The sequence below is a fragment of the Enterococcus sp. AMC2644 genome, assembly GCF_058216475.1.
Genome location: NZ_CM177095.1, coordinates 2,959,926 through 2,983,722, shown reverse-complemented (window position 1 = coordinate 2,983,722; position 23,797 = coordinate 2,959,926). Strand labels below are relative to the sequence as shown.

Below are 23,797 nucleotides of genomic sequence, written 5' to 3'. Positions count from 1 at the left end.
ATTGCCAAAACGTACAGATATTAAAAAAATTATGGTTATCGGTTCTGGACCAATTGTCATTGGACAAGCCGCAGAATTTGATTATGCAGGAACACAAGCGTGTCTTGCATTAAGAGAAGAAGGATATGAAGTTATTTTAGTTAACTCCAATCCTGCGACAATTATGACGGATAAAGAAATTGCTGATAAAGTCTATATTGAACCAATTACCTTTGAGTTTGTTGCAAGAATTTTACGCAAAGAACAACCAGACGCTATTTTACCAACATTAGGTGGACAAACAGGACTAAATATGGCGATGGAACTTGCTAAATCAGGTATCTTAGCAGAGCTAGACATTGAATTATTGGGAACAAAACTTTCAGCAATTGATCAAGCAGAAGACCGTGATTTATTCAAACAATTAATGGAAGATCTAAATCAACCAATTCCTGAATCAGTCATTGTAACAACAGTCGAAGAAGCTATCGATTTTGCTAATGAAATTGGCTACCCAATTATTGTACGTCCAGCATTCACGTTAGGCGGAACTGGTGGCGGGATGTGTGCCAATGAAGAAGAATTACGTCATATTGCAGAAAATGGTTTGAAATTATCTCCAGCAACTCAATGTTTGATTGAACGTAGTATTGCCGGTTTCAAAGAAATTGAATATGAGGTAATGCGCGATTCTGCTGATAATGCGATTGTTGTATGTAACATGGAAAACTTTGACCCAGTCGGTATTCATACGGGTGATTCGATTGTTTTCGCTCCAAGCCAAACATTATCTGATTATGAGTATCAAATGTTACGCGATGCTTCATTATCAATTATCCGTGCTTTGAAAATTGAAGGTGGCTGTAATGTTCAGTTGGCACTTGATCCACATAGTTTTAACTATTATGTGATTGAAGTTAATCCACGTGTTTCCCGTTCATCAGCCTTAGCAAGTAAAGCAACTGGGTATCCGATTGCCAAGTTAGCTGCCAAAATTGCGGTAGGTTTAACCTTAGATGAAATGAAAAACCCAGTAACTGAAACCACGTATGCGGAGTTTGAACCAGCGCTGGATTATGTAGTTGCTAAAATTCCTCGTTGGCCGTTTGATAAATTTGAGTCTGGTGAACGTATTTTAGGTACTCAGATGAAGGCGACAGGAGAAGTAATGTCGATTGGTCGTAATATTGAAGAAGCTCTGCTAAAAGCTGTTCGTTCATTGGAAATTGGCAGTCACCATTTAGAAATTTCTGAGTTTTCAGAAGTATCAGATGAAAGTTTAACTGAGAAAATAGTCAAAGCCCAAGATGATCGATTGTTCTATTTAGCTGAAGCGATTCGTCGAGGATATAGCATTGATGAATTAGCAGGGTTAACAAAAATTGACATTTTCTTTTTAGATAAACTATTGCACATTATTGAAATTGAACAGGCTTTACAAGAAAATGCAAATGATTTAGAAATTTTAAAAACAGCTAAACAAAATGGTTTTACAGATCGTAAAATTGCAGAACTTTGGCAAACGGATGCTACTAAAATTCGTCAACTGCGTACAGAAAAGGGGATTTTACCCGTGTACAAAATGGTAGATACGTGTGCTGCTGAATTTGAATCAGCTACACCTTATTTCTATAGTACGTATGAGTTAGAAAATGAAAGTATTCGAAGTGACAAAGCATCTGTCTTAGTTTTAGGTTCAGGACCAATTCGAATTGGCCAAGGAGTGGAATTTGACTATGCAACAGTTCATTCGGTAAAAGCCATTCAAGCAGCAGGTTATGAAGCAGTTATTATGAATAGTAATCCAGAAACCGTTTCAACTGACTTTTCGATTTCTGATAAATTATATTTTGAGCCTTTGACATTAGAAGATGTTTTAAATGTCATTGACCTTGAAAAACCCGTTGGCGTAATTGTGCAATTTGGTGGACAAACCGCAATTAACTTAGCAGAACCACTTGTACAATCGGGTGTGAAAATTTTAGGAACAAGTATTGAAGACTTGGACCGTGCTGAAAATCGCGATTTATTTGAGCAATCATTAAAAGAATTAGATATCCCACAACCACCAGGTGATACCGCAACAAATACACAAGAAGCGGTAGCAATTGCTGCTCGTATCGGCTACCCTGTTCTTGTACGACCAAGCTATGTTTTAGGTGGACGTGCAATGGAAATTGTCGAAAATCAAAATGATTTAGAAGATTATATGAGAAATGCGGTAAAAGCTTCACCAGAACACCCAGTTTTAGTCGATCGCTACTTAATTGGGAAAGAATGTGAAGTAGATGCCATTTGTGATGGCACAACAGTTTTAATTCCTGGAATTATGGAACACATCGAACGTGCTGGCGTTCACTCGGGTGATTCAATGGCCGTTTATCCGCCCCAAAGTCTTTCAACCGAAATTATTGCAACGATTGAAGAGTATACCAAGCGCCTAGCTTTAGGTTTGAACTGTGTAGGAATGATGAATATTCAATTTGTTATTCACGAGAATCAAGTTTACGTAATTGAAGTTAATCCACGTGCTAGTCGTACTGTGCCATTCTTAAGTAAGGTAACAGGTATACCAATGGCACAAGTAGCAACTAAAGCGATTTTGGGAGAAACTTTAGCTGAATTGGGCTATGAAGATGGCTTATATCCAACCTCAAATGACGTTCATGTTAAAGCGCCAGTCTTCTCATTTACAAAACTTTTAAAAGTTGATACGTATTTAGGCCCAGAAATGAAGTCAACAGGAGAAGTTATGGGGTCTGACAATAATTTAGAAAAAGCACTGTATAAAGCTTTTGAGGCTTCTGGTTTGCATATTCCAGAATTTGGCTCAGTACTATTTACAGTTGCTGATGAGACAAAAGAAGAAGCACTAGGTTTAGCTAAACGTTTTGCCGATACTGGCTTTAGTTTAACTGCAACAAGTGGAACTGCTGCTTACTTTGAAGAACATGGCTTACAAGTAAAACAAGTTGCAAAGATTACCGAAACAGATGAAGAAACCGTCTTAGATAAGATTCGCAATGGGAATACACAGGCAGTGATTAATACGATGGATAAAAATCGTCAAAATGCTTCTCAAGATGGATTTATGATTCGTCGTGAAGCAGTTGAACATGGTGTACCATTATTTACTTCATTGGATACAGCGGATGCAATTTTAAAAGTAATGGAATCACGCGCATTTTCAACCAAAGCGATTTAAGTAGAAGGGGAAATCAGTACATGAAACAGGAGTTAATGGAAATTACTTCGCAACGATTATTAGCACCACGAATTTATGAAATGACCTTAAAGGGAGCATTAGTAGAACAAATGTGTGTTCCTGGTCAGTTTCTACATCTTCGTGTACCACAAAATGATTTGTTGCTACGAAGACCAATTAGTATCAATAATATTAATCATGAAGAAGGAACTTGTCGTATTATTTATCGAGTAGAAGGTGATGGTACACGCGTGTTCTCTGAAATGAAAATAGGAGAAAAACTTGATGTGATGGGTCCGTTGGGGAATGGTTTCCAACTTTCTGAACTTCATGAAGGAGACACTGCATTTATCGTAGGTGGGGGAATTGGGATTCCTCCACTTTACGAGTTATCCAAACGATTAATCGCAAAAGGAGTGACACCAGTTCACTTTTTAGGCTTTGCATCAAAAGAAGTAATGTATTATGAAGAAGAATTTATGGCATTAGGTGACACTTACATTGCGACAGATGATGGTAGTTATGGCACCCAAGGACATGTCGGTCATTTATTAGCGCAAATGACTAAACATCCCGATGCTGTTTTTTCTTGTGGTGCAAATGGGATGTTGCGTGCAGTAGAGAAACGTTATCTGGGGACGGTTGCAAATGTTCAATTATCCTTAGAAGCAAGAATGGCATGTGGTATGGGTGCTTGTTACGCCTGTGTTTGTCACTTACAAGAGGACGAAAGCGGTCAGAAAAGTGTGAAAATTTGCGACGAAGGACCTATCTTCCCAGCTGGAAAGGTGGTATTATAATGTCCAACCCATTAGCCATTAGTTTACCAGGTTTAGATTTAAAAAATCCAATCATGCCTGCCAGTGGGTGCTTTGGTTTTGGAAAAGAATATGACACGTATTATAATATTGATAAGTTGGGTGCAGTTATGATAAAGGCGACCACTCCTGAAATTCGTTTTGGAAATCCGACACCGCGTATTGCTGAAACTCCAAGTGGAATGCTTAATGCGATTGGGCTACAAAATCCAGGTTTAGAAACTGTAATGACGGAAATTTTGCCTGATCTTCACGACAAACATCCAGGTTTACCAATTATTGCAAATGTTGCTGGTTCTAGTCAGCAAGATTATGTTGAGGTGTGTCGTGAAATATCTAAAGCAGCCAATGTCAAAGCTATCGAATTGAATGTGTCTTGTCCGAATGTCAAACATGGGGGAATCACGTTTTGTACTGACCCTGAGGTTGCATACGAATTAACAAAAGCAGTTAAAGCTGTTTCACAAGTCCCAATTTATGTCAAACTATCACCCAATGTAACCGATATTGTCCCCATTGCTAGAGCTATTGAACGTGGTGGCGCCGATGGTTTCACAATGATTAATACGCTATTAGGGATGCGTATTGATTTAAAAACGCGTCAACCTATTTTAGCAAATCAAACTGGTGGTTTATCAGGACCAGCCATCAAACCAGTTGCCATCCGTTTAATCAATCAAGTAGCTAATGTATCATCCTTGCCGATTATCGGAATGGGTGGCGTAATGACTGTGGATGATGTAATAGAAATGTATTTGGCAGGAGCTAGCGCAGTCGGCGTAGGAACGGCCAACTTTACAGATCCATATATCTGTCCTAAATTAATTGATGAACTACCAAAGCGAATGACTGAATTGGGTATTTCATCTTTAGAAACGCTAGTTAAAGAAGTGAGAGAGGGAAGAAATCAATGATCGAAAGACCAATTATTGCTTTAGATTTTCCATCAAAAAAAGAAATTGAAAGCTTTTTAGCCAAATTTCCGGCTGATGAAAAATTATTTGTCAAAGTAGGTATGGAAATTTTTTATCAGGAGGGACCAGCAATTGTTCGCTGGTTAAAAGAATTGGGTCATGATATTTTCCTTGATTTAAAATTACATGATATTCCTAATACAGTTGAGCATGCAATGAAAGGACTAGCCAAATTAGGTGTGGCAATTACGAATGTTCATGCTGCCGGTGGAATTGAAATGATGACTGCAGCAAAACGTGGACTAGTAAGCGGAACACAAGATGGACAAGCTGTTCCTAAATTAATTGCAGTGACACAACTAACGTCAACTGGTGAAGAAGAAATGCAAAAAGAGCAGCTAATTTCTGCAACTTTGGAAGAGAGTGTATTGAATTATGCAAAATGTGCTGAAAAGGCTGGCTTAGCTGGTGTTGTTTGTTCGGCATTAGAAGCAGCGAAAATTCACGAAACTACTTCTGAAAAATTTATGTGTTTAACGCCTGGAATTCGTCCAAGTGGTGCAGCTGTAGGTGATCAAAAACGTGTAGTTACACCTGCACTTGCAAGAAAAATTGGTTCAAGTGTAATTGTTGTCGGACGCCCGATTACACAAGCAGAGGATCCAGTAGCCGCATATCATGCTATTAAAAATGAATGGAATGGAGAAAGTAATCAATGACAACAATTGAAACAACAATCGCAAAAGACTTATTAGATATTGAGGCAGTATTCCTAAGCCCAAATGAACCATTTACATGGGCAAGTGGTATCAAAAGCCCAATTTATTGTGACAATCGTATTACAATGAGTTATCCAAAAGTTCGTAAAGCAATTGCTCAAGGCTTAGCAGACAAAATTCAAGCAGCTTATCCAGATGTTGAAGTAATTGCAGGGACGGCAACTGCAGGAATTCCACATGCAGCTTGGGTAGCAGATATTTTAGACTTACCAATGGTCTATATTCGTAGTAAAGCTAAAGATCACGGTAAAGGCAATCAGATTGAAGGTCGCATTACTGAAGGTCAAAAAATGGTGGTTATTGAAGATTTGATTTCAACTGGTGGGAGCGTTCTTGAAGCGTGTGAAGCTGCAAAACGTGAAGGAGCAGATGTTTTAGGTGTTTCAGCTATCTTTACGTATGAATTACCTAAAGGCGTAGCTAACTTTGAAAAAGCTGGCATAGCTTTGACAACTTTAACGAACTATTCTACTTTAATTGAAGCAGCTTTAGCATCAAATTATATTAAAGAAGCAGATGTAGAATTATTAAAAGCTTGGAAGCAAGCTCCAGAAGATTGGAATAAATAAGAATAGTTGAGAAAATCGCGCTTAAGTGGACTGTTAAGCGCGATTTTAGACTGCACAAAAGAGGGGATAAGGAGCTATTAGTACTCATCTTAGTTAATGAAACTAAAAGAAGGCATGAGGTTTGGTAAGTCTAAAAAATTCCCAACAAATCAATGAATAGGATGTCGTCTGTGAAGAGTTTTTTTATTGACTTCGATTAGTTATGAGCAAGGTGAATCTGCTTTTTTTAATACTCCGATACAAAATTTTAGCAATGGGTTTTACAAGGATGGAATGCAAAACTGAAGTTACAGTTAGTGTAGACAGTGATGTTGTTAATGAAAAAGAAAATGTCTCGTTAGCACGATTATTTTTGCAAGTGGATATTGCATTGTATGAAGGTAACAAAGAAGGTTAAAATCAAATTTATTTGTATAAAAATACACAATATCTGTACGAAAATGCAAGTGCAAAATGATTTTCTTTTTATTTAAAATTTGCTAGCATAAAAAAATGAGTGGTCATTACACTCATTAAAGGAGGAAATTCATTGAAGAAAAAAAGGAATATGGACGTGGAATGGAGCTATTCTGGAGCTAATGGTCCAAAGCATTGGCATACGTTGTGTGATTGGTATGCTGATGGAGCGAAATATCCTTATCAGTCACCCATTCATTTACTACATGATGAAACACAAGAAATCGGGGACGAAATTCTTTCTTTTCATTATAAAAAAGAAAAATTCACAGAAAAAGAATTTAAAAACACTATTCACTTTGTACCCTACAATACAGAAAGCTATGTTGTCTTTAAAGGTGTTGAATATCATCTGACAGATATCCATTTCCATATGCCTAGTGAACATGTTATTGATGATACTCAAACAGAATTAGAATTCCATTTAGTGCATACAAATGCAGATCAAGAAAACTTAGTAGTAGGCGTCTTGTTTAATTTGACAGATAAATTAAATTGGATCTGTAATGGTCAAGATGATAGTATTTGGGATTTTGATCACCATATTCAATGGTTTGATCCGTCAATTTTCCTACCCGAAAAACATAGTCATTTCCACTATGTTGGTTCGTTAACAACACCCCCAACCAAAGGACCTGTTAATTGGTTTGTCTTTGATACAATTGGCGCGATGAGCCGACTATTTATTGAAGAATTTCGCGAAGAAGTTTTAGAAAACAACAATCGCCCATTACAAGATAAGAAAGATCGGCCCATTTATTACAGTTCGCACAAAAAATAGTCCTTTTAGGGCTTTTTTTGTACGAAGATTTTGTTTTACTCGCAACTATTATTGCAAATAAGATAATAACCCTCTATCAACACACCAATCACGTTTTGCAAGAATTGCACTAAAATCTTTCCCACCTCAGTCAAGTCTTTGACAAACATTCCCTTATTCAGTGCTAGTTAAAAAACTCTAATCACAAGATTGTAATTAGAGTAGCTGTTTATTTTTTTAATTTCAGTATATTCTCTTCATGAGGTGTAACGTAATAAGTTGTTTGATTTTCATAAATGACATAGCCTGGTTTTGCACCATTGGGTTTACGAATATGTTTAACTTGAACTAAATCAACAGGAACTTGGGCTGAATGACGATATTTTGAGTAATACGCTGCGATTTCGGCAGCTTCCAAAATGGTCGTCTCAGAGGGCTCGTTATGACGAATAATAACATGTGAGCCTGGAATATCTTTTGCGTGTAACCAATAATCCGTTTTGCGAGCAGTACGTAGAGTGAGTTGATCGTTTTGTAAATTGTTTTTCCCAACAAGAATATCGATTCCATCAGAAGATAAAAATTGTTCAGGTTGTGATTTTTTTTCTTTTTTTCTTACTTTTACGCCACGATTTTTTAAGTAGCCTTGTTCAACCAACTCTTCACGAATCACATGAATATCCATCGGTCCCGCCAACTCCAATTGTGATAAAATTGATTCTAAATAAGTCAACTCATCTTCAGTTTCCCGGATTTGTTCGCCAATTAATTTTACAGCATTGCGCAATTTTTGGTAACGCTGAAAATATTTTTGTGCATTTTGATTCGGTGTTAATGCTGGATCAAGTGTAATTTCTAGTAAATGATTTTCGTCATAATAATTTTCTAACTGGACAGCAGCAGCCCCTCTAGGAACTTGTGCCATAAAAGTTGTTAGCAATTCTCCTTTTTGGCGAAACTCTTCAGAATTCTCTGAATCAGCTAAGGTTTGTTGTCGTTTTTTTAGTTTTAGTTGATTTCTTTTGTATTCATTTTCAACTTTCTTCAATAATTCACTACCTTGTTGCTTGACGCGATCACGCTCAGCTTTTTCATGATAGAAAGCATCCAAAAGTTTGCTGAGAGAAGGATAGGTGATAGTTGCAACTCCTTCTAAGGAATGATAAAGAATAGGGGTGAAAAATTCTTTTTTTTCTGTTTGGATATAGGTTGGTACAGTTTGTTGCAATTCTTTAAAGAACGATTGCCACACAAGTAATTTTTCATTTGGCTTTTGATTTAAGCGAAAAGACAATTCGTCAGCAGTATCTTTGCCTAAACCTTGAAATTTTTGCTGTAAAGCTTTTCCAGTTAATTCCGGAAGTGTAGATAGCTTTTCGAAAATTTGTGTGTCGGTAGCTGTAAATGGGTTTAAAGTTTCTTGTTTTGGCGGAGCGATATATTCGGCACCTGGTAATAAAGAACGATAGGTGTTATGCGCACTACCAATATGTTTAATTGCATCTAAAATTTTACCAGTCTCTTTATTTAAGAGTAATACGGTACTGTGACGTCCCATTAATTCCACCACTAAAACAATTTGTTGCAAATCCCCCAATTCATCTCTTTTTTTAAAGGTAAAATGTAACACACGGTCATTATCTACCTGATCGATTTGCTCTAAGATCGCGCCATCTAAATATTTGCGGAGCATCATTACGAAATTAGGTGGTGTCTCAGGATTTAAATAATTCATCGAAGTTAATTGAACACGTGCATAACTTGGATGAGCAGATAATAATAGTTTATGATTTTTACCTTTTGAACGAATAATTAAAACAATTTCATTCTCATAGGGTTGTTGGATCTTGTTGATTCGTCCATGAATCAGTTCTTCGGATAACTCTTTTACCATTAAATGGGTAAATACACCATCAAAAGACATCGTTTATCCCTCATTTCTTAATAGTCTTTCTCCATTATAGCGAAAATGTAGCAGAAAACAAAGATGAAGATAAACTTGATTTAATGACAAAGATTATTGTAAAAAAAATAAGCGCTTTATAACTTACTTGACGATTCTGTTGTTTAATTGTTAGTATTTTAGTATAGTTAATAGATAATTTACTGAAGCAGGTGTATCCATTGAAAACGATTAAAATGATAGCAGAAACAATAGTGTTCCAACTGCAAGAATCATGGATAGAATTTGGCTATGCAGTCAATGCAAATCGTAAGAAAACCCTTATCCGAATAGTGATTACTGCCGTTTTAATGGGCATATTAACTGTGGTTATGCTAACGGTAAGCCCAATTATTCGGAAAGAACAAATCAATCAACTAATTATTAATGAACTGCCAACAAAACAAATCATTCCTTTTTCTTATAATCAAGGCGACTCAGTCATTAAGAATAAAAAGGCCATTTCAGTCATGTTCACAAAACCAAGTGGAAAACAATACGATGATGTGATGACGATGTTAAATGAAAAAAGTGATGAATTGAATCGACAGTTTTATTATTATCCGATTATTTATGATGTAGATATGTTGAAACAAAAGTACAATGTAGAGCCCGATAAAGTCACATTTATATTTTTTCAAAATGGTCTTGAAAAAAAACGTTTTACTTTTGACTCCTTAGAAGATGCTGAACAAGATTTGATTCCAGAATTAAATCGTTTACCAATGTTTAATATTCAAGCTATAGAAAAAGAAGAATAGTAAAATAAAAAAATAATTTACTAGTTGACGGATCTCCAAGATTACGGTATTCTAATTTCAACATTACAAAAGGGGGAAGCATTCATGAGACTATTTTACGCAAAACAAGTAAAAGCATGGCAAAATTGGCGTAGATAGTTGTATTATTGGATCTTCAATCCATAGATACAACTTTTTAGAGCATATTCTAAAGTTTGTATCTATGTCGGTAAATGAACGTGTAAATATCGCCGCATAGAGAAAGAAATCTGTGCGGCTTTTTTGTTGAAGCAATTGCCGCGTGCAATTGCTTTTTCTTTTACCAAAAAATGGAAAACTAAGAAGAAATGGGGAGAAAAAAATGAAAAATAAAGGGTTAATTGCAACATTAATAGTTATTTTTGTCGTTTTAATCGGGACATTTGCTTTTCAATATGGGAAAGCGAGTGCAGAAAAACCAGAAGAAAAATCTGAGAAAAAGACTGTGGGTATTTTGCAGTTTGTTAGTCATCCAGCACTTGATGCCATTCGCGAGGGGATAGAAGATTCTTTAAAAGAAGCAGGTTATATCGAAGGTGAAAATCTAATCATTGAATACCAAAATGGTCAAGCAGATCAAAGTAAGCTGGCAACGATGAGTGAGCAACTGGTTAATAAAAAGTCGGATGTCATTGTCGGTATTGCGACACCAGCTGCACAAGCTTTGGCTAATGCTACACAAGATATTCCAATTGTTTTAGGTGCAGTTACTGACCCGGTTGGTGCTAAACTTGTAGAAAATGTTGAACGTCCTGGGGGAAATATCACTGGTGTATCAGATAAAGCACCTGCAGACGAACAAATTCGTTTAGGAAAAGAATTGTTACCTGATGCCAAGGTAGTCGGTATGCTATACTCTTCAACCGAAGACAATTCTAAATATCAAGTCGAAGAAGCAGCACAAGCCGCTAAAGAATTAGGTTTAGAAGTTAAGACTTATCCAATTCCATCAACAAATGAAATCACACAAACCGTTCAAGTGATGAGCGATACGGTTGATTTTATTTATATTCCATTAGACAACACAATCGCTAATGCTATGCCAACAGTTGTTGGAGAAGCCAATAAGAAAAAAGTACCAATTATTACTTCAGTTGATACGATGGTTGAACAAGGCGGGCTTGGCACAATTGGAATTGACCAGTATACATTAGGTAAAAAGACAGGAGAAATGGTTGTTTCAATCTTAGAAGGAGCCGATCCTGCTATTACGCCAGTTTATACATTTAAACAAGGTGATGTCATTTTAAATGAAAAACAAGCTGAATTTTTAGGGATTGAAATTCCAGAAAAATTGAGAGAACAGGCAAAATTTGTTGGAGGTGACGAAGAATGATTATTTCTTCAATTGGACAAGGCTTATTATGGGGTGTTTTAGGTTTGGGAATCTTTATGACGTATCGCATTTTAAATTTTCCAGATATGACAACAGAAGGTTCCTTTCCTTTAGGTGGGGCAGTTTGTGTAGCGGCAATTGTTCAAGGAGTACCGCCGATTGTTGCGACATTTTTAGGTGTTTTAGCTGGTATGTGTGCTGGTTTGGTTACGGGATTATTGTATACGAAAGGGAAAATTCCTGTCATCTTATCAGGTATTCTCGTCATGTCTGCGTTGAATTCTGTTATGCTGTTTGTGATGCAAACACCTAATTTATCGCTATTAAATCAACCACGAATCCTAGATTTTTTCACCAAATTAAATTTACCAAATCATTATGATACGGTCTTTACAGGTCTGATTGTTATTTTATTATTAATTACTTGTCTAGTATATTTCTTTAATACCGATTTTGGACAAGCCTATATTGCTACCGGAGATAATGAACACATGGCACGTTCTATGGGCATAAAGACTGACCGAATGAAAATTATTGGTTTAGTCTTATCTAATGGCGTGATTGCTCTAGCAGGTGCTTTAATTGCTCAAAATGATGGATATGCAGATGTGAGCAAAGGGACCGGAGTTATCGTTATCGGTCTGGCATCGATTATTATTGGAGAAGTGTTATATGGTGAGCTAACTTTTACAGAACGTTTAATTGCAATTGTTGTTGGAAGTATCATTTATCAACTGTTAATCTTATTAGTCATTCGTCTTGGTTTTGATACAACTTACTTGAAGATTTTCTCAGCAATTGTGTTAACAATGTGTCTATTAATTCCACAATTTAAACAAGCGTTACATCTTAAAACTGGTTTTGAAAGAGAGGAGAAATAATGGCTATTTTAGAATTGAAAAATGGAACAAAAATTGTTAATAATGGACCCGGTGAGCAAAAAGTTCTGTTAAATAATGTGAACCTCTCGATTAATCAAGGAGAATTCATCACAGTTTTAGGAGGAAATGGTGCAGGAAAAAGTACGCTGTTTAATAGTATTTCAGGGACCTTACCATTGACTAAGGGAAAACTATTTATACATGAGCAAGATGTAACGAATTTTTCAGAAGAGCGTCGTGCCCAATATATTTCACGCGTTTTTCAAGATCCGAAAATGGGGACTGCGCCACGTATGAGTGTTGCAGAAAACTTATTATTAGCCAAAAATCGTGGACAAAAGCGTGGTTTAAAGTTACGTCAACTTAAACAAAATCGGGAATTGTTTCATTCTTTATGTGCTGAAATTGGTAATGGTTTGGAGAATCATTTAGAAACGCCAGCCGGTAACCTTTCAGGAGGTCAACGACAAGCCTTAAGTTTATTGATGGCAACAATTCAAACACCAGAACTACTGTTACTTGATGAACATACAGCGGCACTTGATCCTAGAACTTCAAAACAGTTAATGGAAATTACTGCTCGTCGCGTTGCAGATCAACAACTTACTTGTTTAATGATAACTCATCGTATGGAAGACGCATTGAAATACGGAAACCGTATGATTGTCTTACAAAAAGGGGAAATCGTCGAAGATTTAAATGCAGAAGAAAAAGCCCAATTAACCCTACCTGATTTGCTGCAATTTTTCGAGGAAATTGTATAGAATAACAAAAATTAGATGAATTTTAATTTTACTGTTGACAGATTCTAATTAAAACCATATACTAAGTTCAATCTTACATCAGTTTGGAGCGATTTTTTATGAAAAACACACGACAACCAAAACTGAATAATTATTACTTTAGCTATTTTAGATAGGTTTGTATTCATGAAAGCATGGGTACAAACAGACAGTTTGTATCTATGATGGCTAGAGCGATTCGTATTGATTTTAGGCCACGTAGATCAGGGAAAATCTATGGTGGCTAAATATAAATTTTCATACTTTTTTTGAGTATTAAAATGTCCACTAGTAGATTTTTTCAGCCTACTAGTGGACATTTTTTATTGTCAGGAGGAAGCAAGTGGAAAAAACAGCAATTAGTGGATATACTCGTTTAGTTGGTTTTTTAGCTAGTCCAGCTAAGCATAGTATCTCTCCCAAAATGCACAATTTAGCTTTTAAAAAAACCAATACCGATGCAGTCTATCTTGCTTTCGATGTATCAAAAGACGAATTAGAGCATGGGATACAAGCTATTCGAACTTTTGATATGTTAGGAGCAAATGTTTCAATGCCGCATAAAATTGCAGCAGTAGCTTATATGGATGAATTGACTGAAGCAGCCGAACTAATCGGTGCAATCAATACCATTATTCATCGTGAAGGTAAGTTAATCGGGCACAATACTGATGGCATTGGTTTTTGTGAAAGTTTACGAGAAAATCAGGTGGCGATTAAAAATGAAACCATGACGTTGCTCGGTGCAGGGGGAGCAGCAACCGCAATGATATGCCAAGCAGCTCTTGATGGGATGCAAGCTATTCATATTTTTAGTCGTAAAAGTCCGCGTTATGAACGTATGCAGGAGAAAATCAAAGAGATTACTTCAAAAACAAGCTGTGTGATTACGCTAACAGAATTGAGTAATCAAAAAGCATTAGAAATTGCATTAAAACAATCAAGCTTATTAGTAAATGCAACTAGCGTAGGTATGTCAGATGATACATCGCCGATTAGTGATCCTTCATTTTTACGAAAAGACTTAACTGTCTATGATGCTATTTACAATCCGCGTGAAACATATTTATTAAAACAGGCTCAAAAAGTTGGTGCGAAAACCATTAATGGCTTAGGAATGCTTGTATATCAAGGTGCCGCAGCATTTGAATGTTGGACAGGAAAAAAAATGCCTGTTGAACAAATTAAACCAATTATTGAAAATAGTTAAATAAAAAAAAACGAAAGAAGGATAAACAAATGATCGTAATTATGAAACCAGGTGCAACACAAGAACAAGTAGAAGTAGTTATCAAACGAATTAAAGACAGTGGATTAGACGTTCAAATTAATCAAGGAAGTGAACAAGTGGTATTAGGTCTGATTGGCGATACACGCAACATTCAAGATATCGCTTTTCGCAGTTACCAAGGTGTCGATAAAACAGTACGTATCAGCAATACCTACAAATTAACTTCTCGTGAATTCCATCCACAAGATACAGTTGTAGACGTTGATGGTGTGAAAATTGGGGATGGTAGCTTTGTGACAATGGCAGGGCCATGTTCAATTGAAGGCTTAGATCAAATCCGTGAAACAGCTCGTATGGCGAAAGCCGGCGGAGCAAAAATTTTACGTGGGGGAGCTTACAAACCTCGTACTTCACCCTATGCTTTCCAAGGTTTAGAAGAAGAAGGCCTAAAATATATTCGTCAAGCTGCGGATGAATACGATATGAAAGTTATTACTGAAGTTATGGATGAAGCCCACATCGATGTTGTGGCAGAATACAGCGACATTATCCAAATCGGTGCACGTAACATGCAAAACTTCAAATTATTATCTGCCGTTGGTCAAACAGGAAAACCAATTGGCTTGAAACGTGGAATTTCTGGAACCATTGATGAATGGTTAAATGCTGCTGAATACATTGCTATTTCAGAAAAAAGCCCAGTTATCTTTATTGAACGTGGTATTCGTACCTATGAAACAGCGACACGTAATACCTTTGATTTAAGTGCGGTTCCAATTATGAAAAAATTAAGTCATTTTCCAGTGATTGTTGACCCAAGTCATGGAACAGGTGTTTGGGATTTAGTTCCTCCAATGGCACGTGCTGGTGTTGCAGCAGGTGCAGATGGTATGATTGTTGAGATTCATCCAGATCCAGCCAATGCTTGGTCAGATGGTCCACAATCATTAAATGAGAAAAACTACTTGAAAATGATGAATGAAGTCGATGTTATTTTCAATGCGATGAAACAAATTCGTGAAATGTAAAAACAACTAACTTAAGGGATGTGTGTCAAGAAATGCTAAGGGTAAATTTAACCAATCATCAATATGATATTCAAATTGAACGTCACTTGCTAAAAAAATGTGGTCAATGGGTAGAAAGTTTATGGAAACCACAACGCATCGCAGTGATTACTGATAGCAATGTTGCCCCACTTTACGGTAAAATAGTGAAAGAGTCACTTGAAGCTTGTGATTTTCAAGTAAGTACTTTTATTGTACCAGCCGGTGAGCAAAGTAAGTCATTAGAACAAGCTGCACAATTATATGATTTGTTAGCAGAAAATGGCTTCACCCGCAGTGATGGTATCATCGCGTTAGGTGGTGGTGTTATTGGCGATCTAGTTGGTTTTGTCGCTTCCACCTATATGCGAGGCCTACATTTCTTACAAATTCCCACTACATTAGTAGCACAAGTGGATTCTAGTATTGGCGGAAAAACAGCTGTCAATACAAAAAATGCCAAAAATCTAGTAGGAACTTTTTCGCAACCAGAAGGTGTGTTAATTGATCCCGAAGTGCTAAATACATTAGATGAACGTCGTTTACGTGAAGGTATCGCTGAAATCATTAAATCTGCAGCAATTTCGGACGAAAACCTTTGGAATTTGTTAGCTTCGATGAAAGATGAATTTGAATTACTTAAACGCGCTGAAGATGTAATCATTCCTTCGTTAAAAATTAAACGCGCAGTTGTTGAAGAAGACGAATTTGACAATGGTAGTCGCCTGATATTAAATTTTGGTCATACTATCGGTCATGGAATTGAAAATACGGCAGGTTATGGTGTTGTTAGTCATGGAGAAGGTGTTGCCGTAGGGATGGTTATGATCTCCCGTCATGCTGAGGCAATCGGTGAAATGGCTGAAGGCACTACCGAACAATTAATCCAAATGATTGAAAAGTTCCATTTACCAACTCAGCTGGAAATTGATCCACAAGCTGTTTATCAAGCAATTACACATGATAAAAAAGCACGTGGTTCGCAATTAAAGATTATTTTACTTGAAAAAATTGGCCAAGCAAAAATTGTGTCAATTCCAATCGAAACGATGAAAGATTACTTACAATAGGGGGAACTTATATGCGTTATATTACAGCAGGAGAATCACATGGACCAGAATTAACAACTATTATCGAAGGTTTACCAGCAGGAATGCCTTTATCAGCAGAAGATATTAATCATGAATTAGCACGTCGTCAAGCCGGTTATGGCCGTGGGGGACGTATGTTAATTGAAACTGACCGTGTACGAATTACTTCTGGTGTTCGTCACGGAAAAACACTTGGTTCACCAGTTACAATGGTTGTTGAAAATAAAGACTGGAAAAACTGGACAAAAGTCATGAGCATTGAAGACGTAGAAGAAAAACAAAAAAAATTACGTCGTGTTGCTCGTCCAAGACCAGGACATGCTGATTTAGTCGGTGGAATGAAATACCATCATAATGATTTACGGAATGTTTTAGAGCGATCTTCTGCTCGTGAAACAACAATGCGTGTTGCTATTGGTGCAGTTGCGAAAAAAATTCTATCAGAATTAGATGTTGAAGTTGCCGGTCATGTAACTATGCTTGGTGGCATTAAAGCAACGATTCCAGAAGGGATTACTGTAAGCGAGGTAAAAGCAATATCTGAAGCTTCTGACGTTCGTGTTGTTGATCCGACAGTAGAAAGTGAAATTCGTCAATTGATTGACCAAACAAAACGCAATGGCGACACGATTGGTGGCGTTGTTGAAGTTTTAGTTGGTGGTGTTCCAGCTGGCCTAGGTAGTTATGTTCAATGGGATAAAAAATTAGATGCAAAAATTGCACAAGCAGTCGTAAGTATCAATGCCTTCAAAGGTGCTGAATTTGGCGTTGGTTTTGAAGCAGGGGTTCTACCTGGTTCAAAAGTTATGGACGAAATCTTATGGAATGAAGAAGAAGGCTATACACGTCGTAGTAACAACTTAGGTGGTTTTGAAGGTGGGATGACAAATGGTGAGCCCATTGTTGTTCGTGGAGTGATGAAACCTATTCCAACTTTATATAAACCATTACAAAGTGTTGATATGGATACCAAACAACCTTACAAAGCAAGTGTAGAGCGTTCAGACAGTACCGCTGTTCCAGCAGCGAGTGTCGTTGCTGAAAGTGTTGTGGCAACAGTTGTCGCAAATGAAATTTTAGAAAAGTTCTCTAGTGATTCATTTGAAGAATTGGTTCAAGCAGTCAAAGAGTACCGTGAATACTTGAAAAATTACTAAGACGTTAGGGAGGTAGGCATGAAACAAACTGTATTAATCATTGGTTTAGGTTTAATTGGTGCGTCATTAGCCATCGCTATCAAAAAAGAACATCCCAATACACACGTGATAGGTTGGGATTACTTTGAAGAAACACGTACAATTGCCAAAAACCAAAAAATCGTAGACGAAATTCCAACTACGTTTGAAGAAGGAGCAATCAATGCTGATATTATTTTATTAGCTGTTCCGATTAAAACGTCGTTAACTTATTTGAAAGAGTTAGCCAAACTTCCATTAAAATCAGCGGTACTTGTTACCGATGCTGGTAGCACTAAACAGGAAATTATGTTACTTGCCGATAAGCTACCATTTGATTTTATTGGAGGTCATCCAATGGCTGGTTCACATAAATCAGGTGTTTTAGCCGCTGATGGAAATCTTTTTGAAAATGCCTACTATATATTTACGGTCCCCAAAAATGAACTAGTTGCCAAACGAGTATCTGAGTTACAAGAATTATTTAAAGGTGCACGTGCAAAGTATGTCACACTGACCGCCGATGAGCATGACCAAATTACAGGAATGTTGTCGCATTTACCACATATTATTGCTTCTGGATTAGTCAACCAAGCCGATGTTTTTAATCAATTACACCCGCGGGCCAAACAATTAGCTGCGGGTGGCTTTCGAGATATTACACGGATTGCTTCTTCTGATCCACAAATGTGGACAGATATTTTGTTGAGTAATCGTGAGTCATTGCTTTCGTTGATGGCAACTTGGCAAGAACAAATGACAGAAATTTCAGACTGGTTGAAAACGGGCAATCAAATGAAGATTTTTGAGTTTTTTGAAAATGCAAAAGACACACGTGACAACTTACCAGTCCACAGCAATGGTGCGATTCCAGCGTTTTATGATTTAATGGTTGATGTTCCAGATCGTGCAGGGGTTATTGCTGAGATCACAAGTATTTTAGGACAAGCAGATATTTCTGTTATTAACATTAAAATTTTAGAAACACGTGAAGACATTATTGGCGTATTACAGTTAACCTTTAAAAATCAAGGCGATTTACTTGCCGGTAAACAATGTATTGAAGAAAAGACCGACTATCCTTGTCGTCTGAAATAGGAGGAAACTATGAAATTATCACAGGCAAATCAGTTAAAAGGAACATTACGTGTTCCAGCAGACAAATCAATCTCACATCGCAGTATCATGTTTGGTGCCCTAGCAAATGGGCGTACGACTGTAAAAAATTTTCTGCGTGCAGAAGATTGTATGAGTACCCTTCATGCATTTAAAGCTTTAGGTGTGCCAATTGAAGATGATGGTGAAACAATCACGATTGAAGGACAAGGATTTAACGGGCTGAAACCAGCAGATTCACCAATTGACATTGGAAATTCAGGTACAACTATTCGTTTAATGATGGGGATTTTAGCTGGTTCAGGTTTTAAAACAATATTATTTGGTGATGATTCTTTAAACAAACGTCCAATGAATCGTGTAATGCTCCCATTGCGTGAAATGAATGCCAAAATGCATGGAGAGAATGATTCTGAATTTCCACCAATTACAATTGAAAATGTGGCTGAATTACAACCGATTAATTATGTGATGCCGATGGCGAGTGCACAAGTTAAATCAGCGATTATCTTTGCCGCAATGCAAGCGCATGGTACTTCAACCATTTTAGAAAAAGAAGTGTCTCGTAATCATACCGAAGAAATGATTCGTCAATTTGGTGGCGAAATTAACGTTTCTGGTAAGAAAATTTCTATTACTGGTCCACAAACATTAACTGGACAAGCCGTGACCGTTCCTGGAGATATTTCTTCTGCAGCCTTTTTCTTAGTTGCTGGGGCCATTACTTCAAACAGTGAAATTACTTTAACAAATGTTGGAATTAATCCAACACGTACAGGAATTGTGGATGTGCTAACGAAGATGGGAGCTGACTTAGAAATCTTAAATGAAGATACCCAAAATCAGTCTGCAGACATGGTGATTCGTACTTCTAGTTTAAAAGCTACAACTATTGAGGGGGATCTGATTCCGCGTTTGATTGATGAGCTTCCGGTAATTGCTTTGTTAGCAACTCAAGCACAAGGGACAACTATTATTAAAGATGCTGAGGAATTGAAAGTTAAAGAAACCAATCGAATTGATGCAACAGCTGATCAATTACGCAAAATGGGAGCTGATATTACTGCGACAGAAGATGGTTTAATCGTTAAGGGGCCAACACCGCTGCACGGGGCGACTGTTTCCAGTTTAGGAGATCATCGCATTGGTATGATGTTACAAATTGCCGCATTAATCAGTGAAGGGGATGTTGAATTAGAGCGTCCAGAAGCTGTTGCAATTTCTTATCCAGCCTTTTTCGAGGATATTCATTCTTTAATTCAAGGAGGCGCAAAATAAAATGAATCAAATTGTTTTGATTGGTTTTATGGGTGCTGGTAAAACAACTGTTGGAAATTTGTTGGCTGAAAAACTAAATTATCAACAATATGACTTTGATCAATTAATCGTGGAAAAAATCGGTATGAGTATTGCCGACTATTTTGAACAATATGGCGATGCGGCTTTTCGTGACATCGAAACAACCGTTTTAGCCGAGGTGGATACATTGGAAGGAATTCTTTCAACAGGTGGAGGAATTGTTTTAAAACCAGAAAATCGAGAATTACTCCAAAAAATGCCTTCTGTCGTGTATTTAAAGACTGATTTAGCTGAATTAATTCAACGAGTAACACAAGACGAAGACAATATTCGTCCACTAGCGGATTCAAAAACACCTGAAGAAATTGAAGCAATTTATCGTCCACGTGTTCCTTTATATGAAGAAAGTGCACAAATTATTGTCGAAACAACAGGAAAAGCACCTGAAGAAATCGTCACAGAAATTTTGAAACAAGTAGGTGAATAAATGAAAGTTGGTTATTTAGGACCTAAAAATTCCTTTACCTTTCAAGCAGCAAATACAATTACAGATGAAACAGACCTAATTGCGTATCCTTCCATTCCTTTTTGTATTCAAGCTTTAGAAGAAAATAAAATTAGTTTTGCGGTAGTTCCGATTGAAAATTCTTTGGAAGGTTCGGTTCATGCTAGTATAGACCGGATCTTCCATCAAGAGAAGCTTTTTGTTGCCGGAGAAATTGTCTTACCGATTCGCCAACAATTATTAGGACATTCGAATGAACAACCGATTACTAAAATTCTTTCCCATCCGCAAGCTCTCGCTCAGTCGCAACGTTTTTTAGAAACGACTTATCCGTTGATACCTCTAGAAGCAGTCGCATCAACTACATTTGCAGCAGAATATGTTGCAAATCATCCAGAGGAACATTGCGCAGCAATTGCTTCAGACAAAGCAGCTAGTGAATATGATTTAACAATCCTAGCGCATAATATTCAAGATAACGCTTTGAATCAAACGCGTTTTTGGGTTTTAACTGCGACTAAAGATGAGACGCTAGACTCTTTAGGTCAACCAGCTCGCAACACGTTGTTTCTAACATTACCTGATAATTTGCCGGGAGCTTTACACAAAGTACTTTCTTGTTTTGCTTGGCGTAATATTGATTTGAGCAAAATTGAGTCACGGCCATTAAAAACTAGTTTAGGTGAATATTTCTTTATCGTGGATTTAACCTTGGAAGGTAATCAGGCTTTGATTGAAAATGCTATTGAAGAGATTGAACTTTTAAAAGGACACACTAGAAATATTGGGAGTTATCCTGTAAAAATTATTCACTAAAACTTAGGCAAAAAGTCTCATAAAATCAAAGAGATGCATGAAAATTGTTTTTTAACATTGTTTTCATGCGTTTCTTTGATTTTTGTCTTTGATCCAGTCTCTTTTTGTAGAAAAAGTTTAAGTTTTCTTATTTTAATTTGCTTTATTAAAAGGGTCATGTATGCTATAAGAGAATAAATTTTTGGAGGAACAAATAATGAGTCGAATGGACCGTCATAAAAAACAAAAATCAGCTGAGCAAATGTTTGCTCGTAAAACGATTGAAAAGCAAACGGATTGGGAAGAAACTGTTAGTGATACTAATAGACCACCAAGTTCAATACCACCTAAATCAAGCTTCTTTAAAAAGAAACCGAAAAAGCGAAAAAAACATCGCTTCATCCGTTGTTTACTGACTTTTCTAATTGTATGTTTCGCCTATTCAGGTGTTTCATTTTTTATAGGCCAACAGGTTGCCAAAAGTGATGCTAGTGCTTCTGCTCAACCAGAGACATTTAATGGAATGACATCAGCAGACGGCAGTCACAATATCCTATTGATAGGGAATGATAGCCGTGAAGGTGAAACTGCACGGGCAGATACGATTATGGTATTGCAATTAGATGGCTCCGCTAAAAAACCTAAACTAATCTCTTTTATGCGTGATACACTCGTGACAATTCCAGGGGTAGGTGACAACAAAATCAATGCAGCTTATGCTTACGGTGGTGCTGAATTAGTTCGTACAACACTCTCGCAAAATTTTGGTATTGAAACCAGCTATTATACAACGCTTGATTTTCAAACCTTTGAAAAAGTAATTGATACGCTTTTTCCAGGTGGTGTCCGAATTGATGCGGAAAAAGATATGAGTAAAAATTTAGAAGTAGCTATTAAAAAAGGCCCACAAAAAATGGATGGCTTGACACTTTTACAATATACCCGTTTTAGAATGGATGAAGAAGGAGATTTTGGTCGTGTTCGTCGACAACAACAAGTAATGAACGCTGTATTTAGCCAACTGAAGAACCCACTGTCTCTATTAAAATTACCTTACGCAGCTGGAAAAGTAATGGGGTATGCTTCAACGGATTTATCGATGGGCTTTTTATTAAAAAACACCTTCTCTATTGCTAAAGGTGCAGTTGGTGTGGATCGTTTGAGTGTGCCAGTCGAAGGTTCATGGTCTTATGGTGAAACAGCCGAAGCAGGTAGTGTGTTAGTCGTCGATTCTGAAATGAATCGCCAAGCAATTCAACAGTTTCTGTCAAAATAATTAGAAGGACTTTTAAAAACGGATAGATTTATGCTATATTAGTACTAACGTTTGAAAATTGTTTGAAACGAGGATAGAAAATGAAATTAGCAGTTGTTACAGATAGCACAGCCTTTTTACCTGAGCGCATTCAAAAGCATTCTGATTTATTCGTTATTCCGATTCCAGTTATTTTAGATGGAAAAATTTATAATGAAGGAATCGATATTGAAGAAGATGAATATTATGGATTATTAAAAAACAGCAAGGAGTTTCCGACAACTTCACAACCTGCATTAGGCGAAGCACTTGAACTATATGAATCGATTGCTGCAAAGGGATATGACACAATTATTAGTATCCACTTATCTTCAGGGATTTCAGGGTTTGTTAATAACCTACACACAATTGAAGATGCTATTGATGGTGTAAAAATTGTGCCGTATGATTCCTTAATCACTAGTATGCCGATGGGACATATGGTGGAAGCAGCGTTAGATCTAGCCAGTCAAGGAAAAAGTCTAGAAGAAATTTTAACTCATTTAGATGTTATTCGCGACAATACGTACGCTTACTTAATCATAGATGATTTAAATAATCTCGTACGTGGCGGACGCTTAACAAATGGTGCAGCAGTTGTTGCAGGACTTCTAAAAATCAAACCTGTCTTAACTTTTGAGGATGGAAAAATTGTTTTATTTGAAAAAATTCGTTCAAGTAAAAAGGCTTTTAATCGTGCAGAAGAAGTGATTGGTCAACATAAAGAACAAATTAAGGGTCCCTTGAAATTATATGTTATTCATGCTAATAATCTGGAAATGGCCTTAGAAGAACAACAAAAACTACAAGAGCGCTATCCGGATGTAACAGTGGAAATCGGTTATTTTGGACCAGTGATTGGAACACATTTAGGAGAAAAGGCAATAGGCTTAGCGATTTCTGCCCAATAATAAAAAATACTAGAAGAGAAAATTTAATCTTCTAGTATTTTTTTTAGCTTCATTTCTATTGCATAGACGTTTAGCAAGACTTTGAATCAAAAACAGTGCTTTCTAAACAAAAAAATGATGGATAATTTAAACGA

Annotated in this window: 22 protein-coding genes; 21 read left to right on the top strand and 1 reads right to left on the bottom strand. The window is 36.8% G+C overall.

The window, feature by feature from the left end:
* The first annotated feature begins 1 nt into the window (after window position 1).
* The 7 genes from carB (at window position 2) to AC4BC5_RS14435 (ending at window position 7,501) form a co-directional block, all read left to right on the top strand.
* Complete coding sequence (gene carB / locus AC4BC5_RS14465; RefSeq protein WP_490496062.1) at window positions 2-3,184, top strand: carbamoyl-phosphate synthase large subunit; 3,183 nt, start codon at window positions 2-4, stop codon at window positions 3,182-3,184.
* 20 nt (window positions 3,185-3,204) lie between these two features.
* Window positions 3,205-3,984 carry a dihydroorotate dehydrogenase electron transfer subunit gene (locus tag AC4BC5_RS14460; RefSeq protein WP_490496061.1) on the top strand — a complete coding sequence of 260 codons (780 nt, stop codon included), beginning with the start codon at window positions 3,205-3,207 and terminating at the stop codon, window positions 3,982-3,984.
* On the top strand, window positions 3,984-4,916 hold the full coding sequence (locus AC4BC5_RS14455; RefSeq protein ID WP_490496060.1) for a dihydroorotate dehydrogenase: 933 nt from the start codon (window positions 3,984-3,986) through the stop codon (window positions 4,914-4,916). Before AC4BC5_RS14460 ends, AC4BC5_RS14455 begins: the two co-directional genes overlap by 1 nt.
* Window positions 4,913-5,635: an orotidine-5'-phosphate decarboxylase gene (gene pyrF, locus AC4BC5_RS14450; RefSeq protein ID WP_490496059.1), complete on the top strand. Its 723-nt coding sequence runs from the start codon at window positions 4,913-4,915 to the stop codon at window positions 5,633-5,635. Before AC4BC5_RS14455 ends, pyrF begins: the two co-directional genes overlap by 4 nt.
* Window positions 5,632-6,264: an orotate phosphoribosyltransferase gene (pyrE, locus tag AC4BC5_RS14445; protein ID WP_490496058.1), complete on the top strand. Its 633-nt coding sequence runs from the start codon at window positions 5,632-5,634 to the stop codon at window positions 6,262-6,264. Before pyrF ends, pyrE begins: the two co-directional genes overlap by 4 nt.
* Before the next feature lie 268 nt (window positions 6,265-6,532).
* Window positions 6,533-6,661 (top strand): hypothetical protein, encoded by a 129-nt coding sequence (locus tag AC4BC5_RS14440; RefSeq protein ID WP_490496057.1) that lies wholly within the window; start codon window positions 6,533-6,535, stop codon window positions 6,659-6,661.
* Between the two features lie 150 nt (window positions 6,662-6,811).
* A complete protein-coding gene (locus AC4BC5_RS14435; RefSeq protein WP_490497564.1) occupies window positions 6,812-7,501 on the top strand; it encodes a carbonic anhydrase family protein in 690 nt (229 codons plus the stop codon).
* Between the two features lie 208 nt (window positions 7,502-7,709).
* Here the strand turns inward: AC4BC5_RS14435 and efbA are convergent, their stop codons facing one another.
* Entirely contained in the window at window positions 7,710-9,404 is a 1,695-nt protein-coding gene (gene efbA, locus AC4BC5_RS14430; RefSeq protein ID WP_490496056.1) for a fibronectin-binding protein EfbA, read from the bottom strand.
* Window positions 9,405-9,604: 200 nt separating this feature from the next.
* Here efbA and AC4BC5_RS14425 point away from each other — a divergent pair, with 200 nt between their 5' ends.
* From AC4BC5_RS14425 to AC4BC5_RS14360, 14 genes are all read left to right on the top strand, one after another.
* Entirely contained in the window at window positions 9,605-10,183 is a 579-nt protein-coding gene (locus AC4BC5_RS14425; protein ID WP_490496055.1) for a hypothetical protein, read from the top strand.
* Between the two features lie 340 nt (window positions 10,184-10,523).
* Window positions 10,524-11,537, top strand: coding sequence for a tryptophan ABC transporter substrate-binding protein (gene trpX / locus AC4BC5_RS14420; protein ID WP_490496054.1), 1,014 nt, complete (start codon window positions 10,524-10,526; stop codon window positions 11,535-11,537).
* Window positions 11,534-12,418 (top strand): ABC transporter permease, encoded by an 885-nt coding sequence (locus AC4BC5_RS14415; protein ID WP_490496053.1) that lies wholly within the window; start codon window positions 11,534-11,536, stop codon window positions 12,416-12,418. The genes trpX and AC4BC5_RS14415 overlap by 4 nt, the downstream gene beginning before the upstream one ends.
* A complete protein-coding gene (locus AC4BC5_RS14410) occupies window positions 12,418-13,182 on the top strand; it encodes an ABC transporter ATP-binding protein (RefSeq protein ID WP_490496052.1) in 765 nt (254 codons plus the stop codon). The genes AC4BC5_RS14415 and AC4BC5_RS14410 overlap by 1 nt, the downstream gene beginning before the upstream one ends.
* 361 nt (window positions 13,183-13,543) lie before the next feature.
* Entirely contained in the window at window positions 13,544-14,410 is an 867-nt protein-coding gene (aroE, locus tag AC4BC5_RS14405; RefSeq protein WP_490496051.1) for a shikimate dehydrogenase, read from the top strand.
* Between the two features lie 29 nt (window positions 14,411-14,439).
* Complete coding sequence (gene aroF / locus AC4BC5_RS14400) at window positions 14,440-15,459, top strand: 3-deoxy-7-phosphoheptulonate synthase (RefSeq protein WP_490496050.1); 1,020 nt, start codon at window positions 14,440-14,442, stop codon at window positions 15,457-15,459.
* A 32-nt stretch (window positions 15,460-15,491) separates the two neighbouring features.
* On the top strand, window positions 15,492-16,547 hold the full coding sequence (gene aroB, locus AC4BC5_RS14395; RefSeq protein WP_490496049.1) for a 3-dehydroquinate synthase: 1,056 nt from the start codon (window positions 15,492-15,494) through the stop codon (window positions 16,545-16,547).
* 11 nt (window positions 16,548-16,558) lie between these two features.
* Window positions 16,559-17,725 carry a chorismate synthase gene (gene aroC / locus AC4BC5_RS14390; RefSeq protein ID WP_490496048.1) on the top strand — a complete coding sequence of 389 codons (1,167 nt, stop codon included), beginning with the start codon at window positions 16,559-16,561 and terminating at the stop codon, window positions 17,723-17,725.
* Between the two features lie 18 nt (window positions 17,726-17,743).
* The gene (locus tag AC4BC5_RS14385; RefSeq protein WP_490496047.1) at window positions 17,744-18,841 is read left to right on the top strand and encodes a prephenate dehydrogenase; all 1,098 of its coding nucleotides are present in this window, start codon (window positions 17,744-17,746) and stop codon (window positions 18,839-18,841) included.
* 9 nt (window positions 18,842-18,850) lie between these two features.
* The gene (gene aroA, locus AC4BC5_RS14380; protein WP_490496045.1) at window positions 18,851-20,137 is read left to right on the top strand and encodes a 3-phosphoshikimate 1-carboxyvinyltransferase; all 1,287 of its coding nucleotides are present in this window, start codon (window positions 18,851-18,853) and stop codon (window positions 20,135-20,137) included.
* A gap of 1 nt (window position 20,138) precedes the next feature.
* Complete coding sequence (locus tag AC4BC5_RS14375; protein ID WP_490496044.1) at window positions 20,139-20,645, top strand: shikimate kinase; 507 nt, start codon at window positions 20,139-20,141, stop codon at window positions 20,643-20,645.
* The gene (pheA, locus tag AC4BC5_RS14370) at window positions 20,646-21,479 is read left to right on the top strand and encodes a prephenate dehydratase (RefSeq protein ID WP_490496043.1); all 834 of its coding nucleotides are present in this window, start codon (window positions 20,646-20,648) and stop codon (window positions 21,477-21,479) included.
* A gap of 196 nt (window positions 21,480-21,675) precedes the next feature.
* Window positions 21,676-22,734, top strand: coding sequence for an LCP family protein (locus AC4BC5_RS14365; RefSeq protein ID WP_490496042.1), 1,059 nt, complete (start codon window positions 21,676-21,678; stop codon window positions 22,732-22,734).
* 80 nt (window positions 22,735-22,814) lie between these two features.
* Complete coding sequence (locus tag AC4BC5_RS14360; RefSeq protein ID WP_490496041.1) at window positions 22,815-23,663, top strand: DegV family protein; 849 nt, start codon at window positions 22,815-22,817, stop codon at window positions 23,661-23,663.
* Window positions 23,664-23,797: the final 134 nt, after the last annotated feature.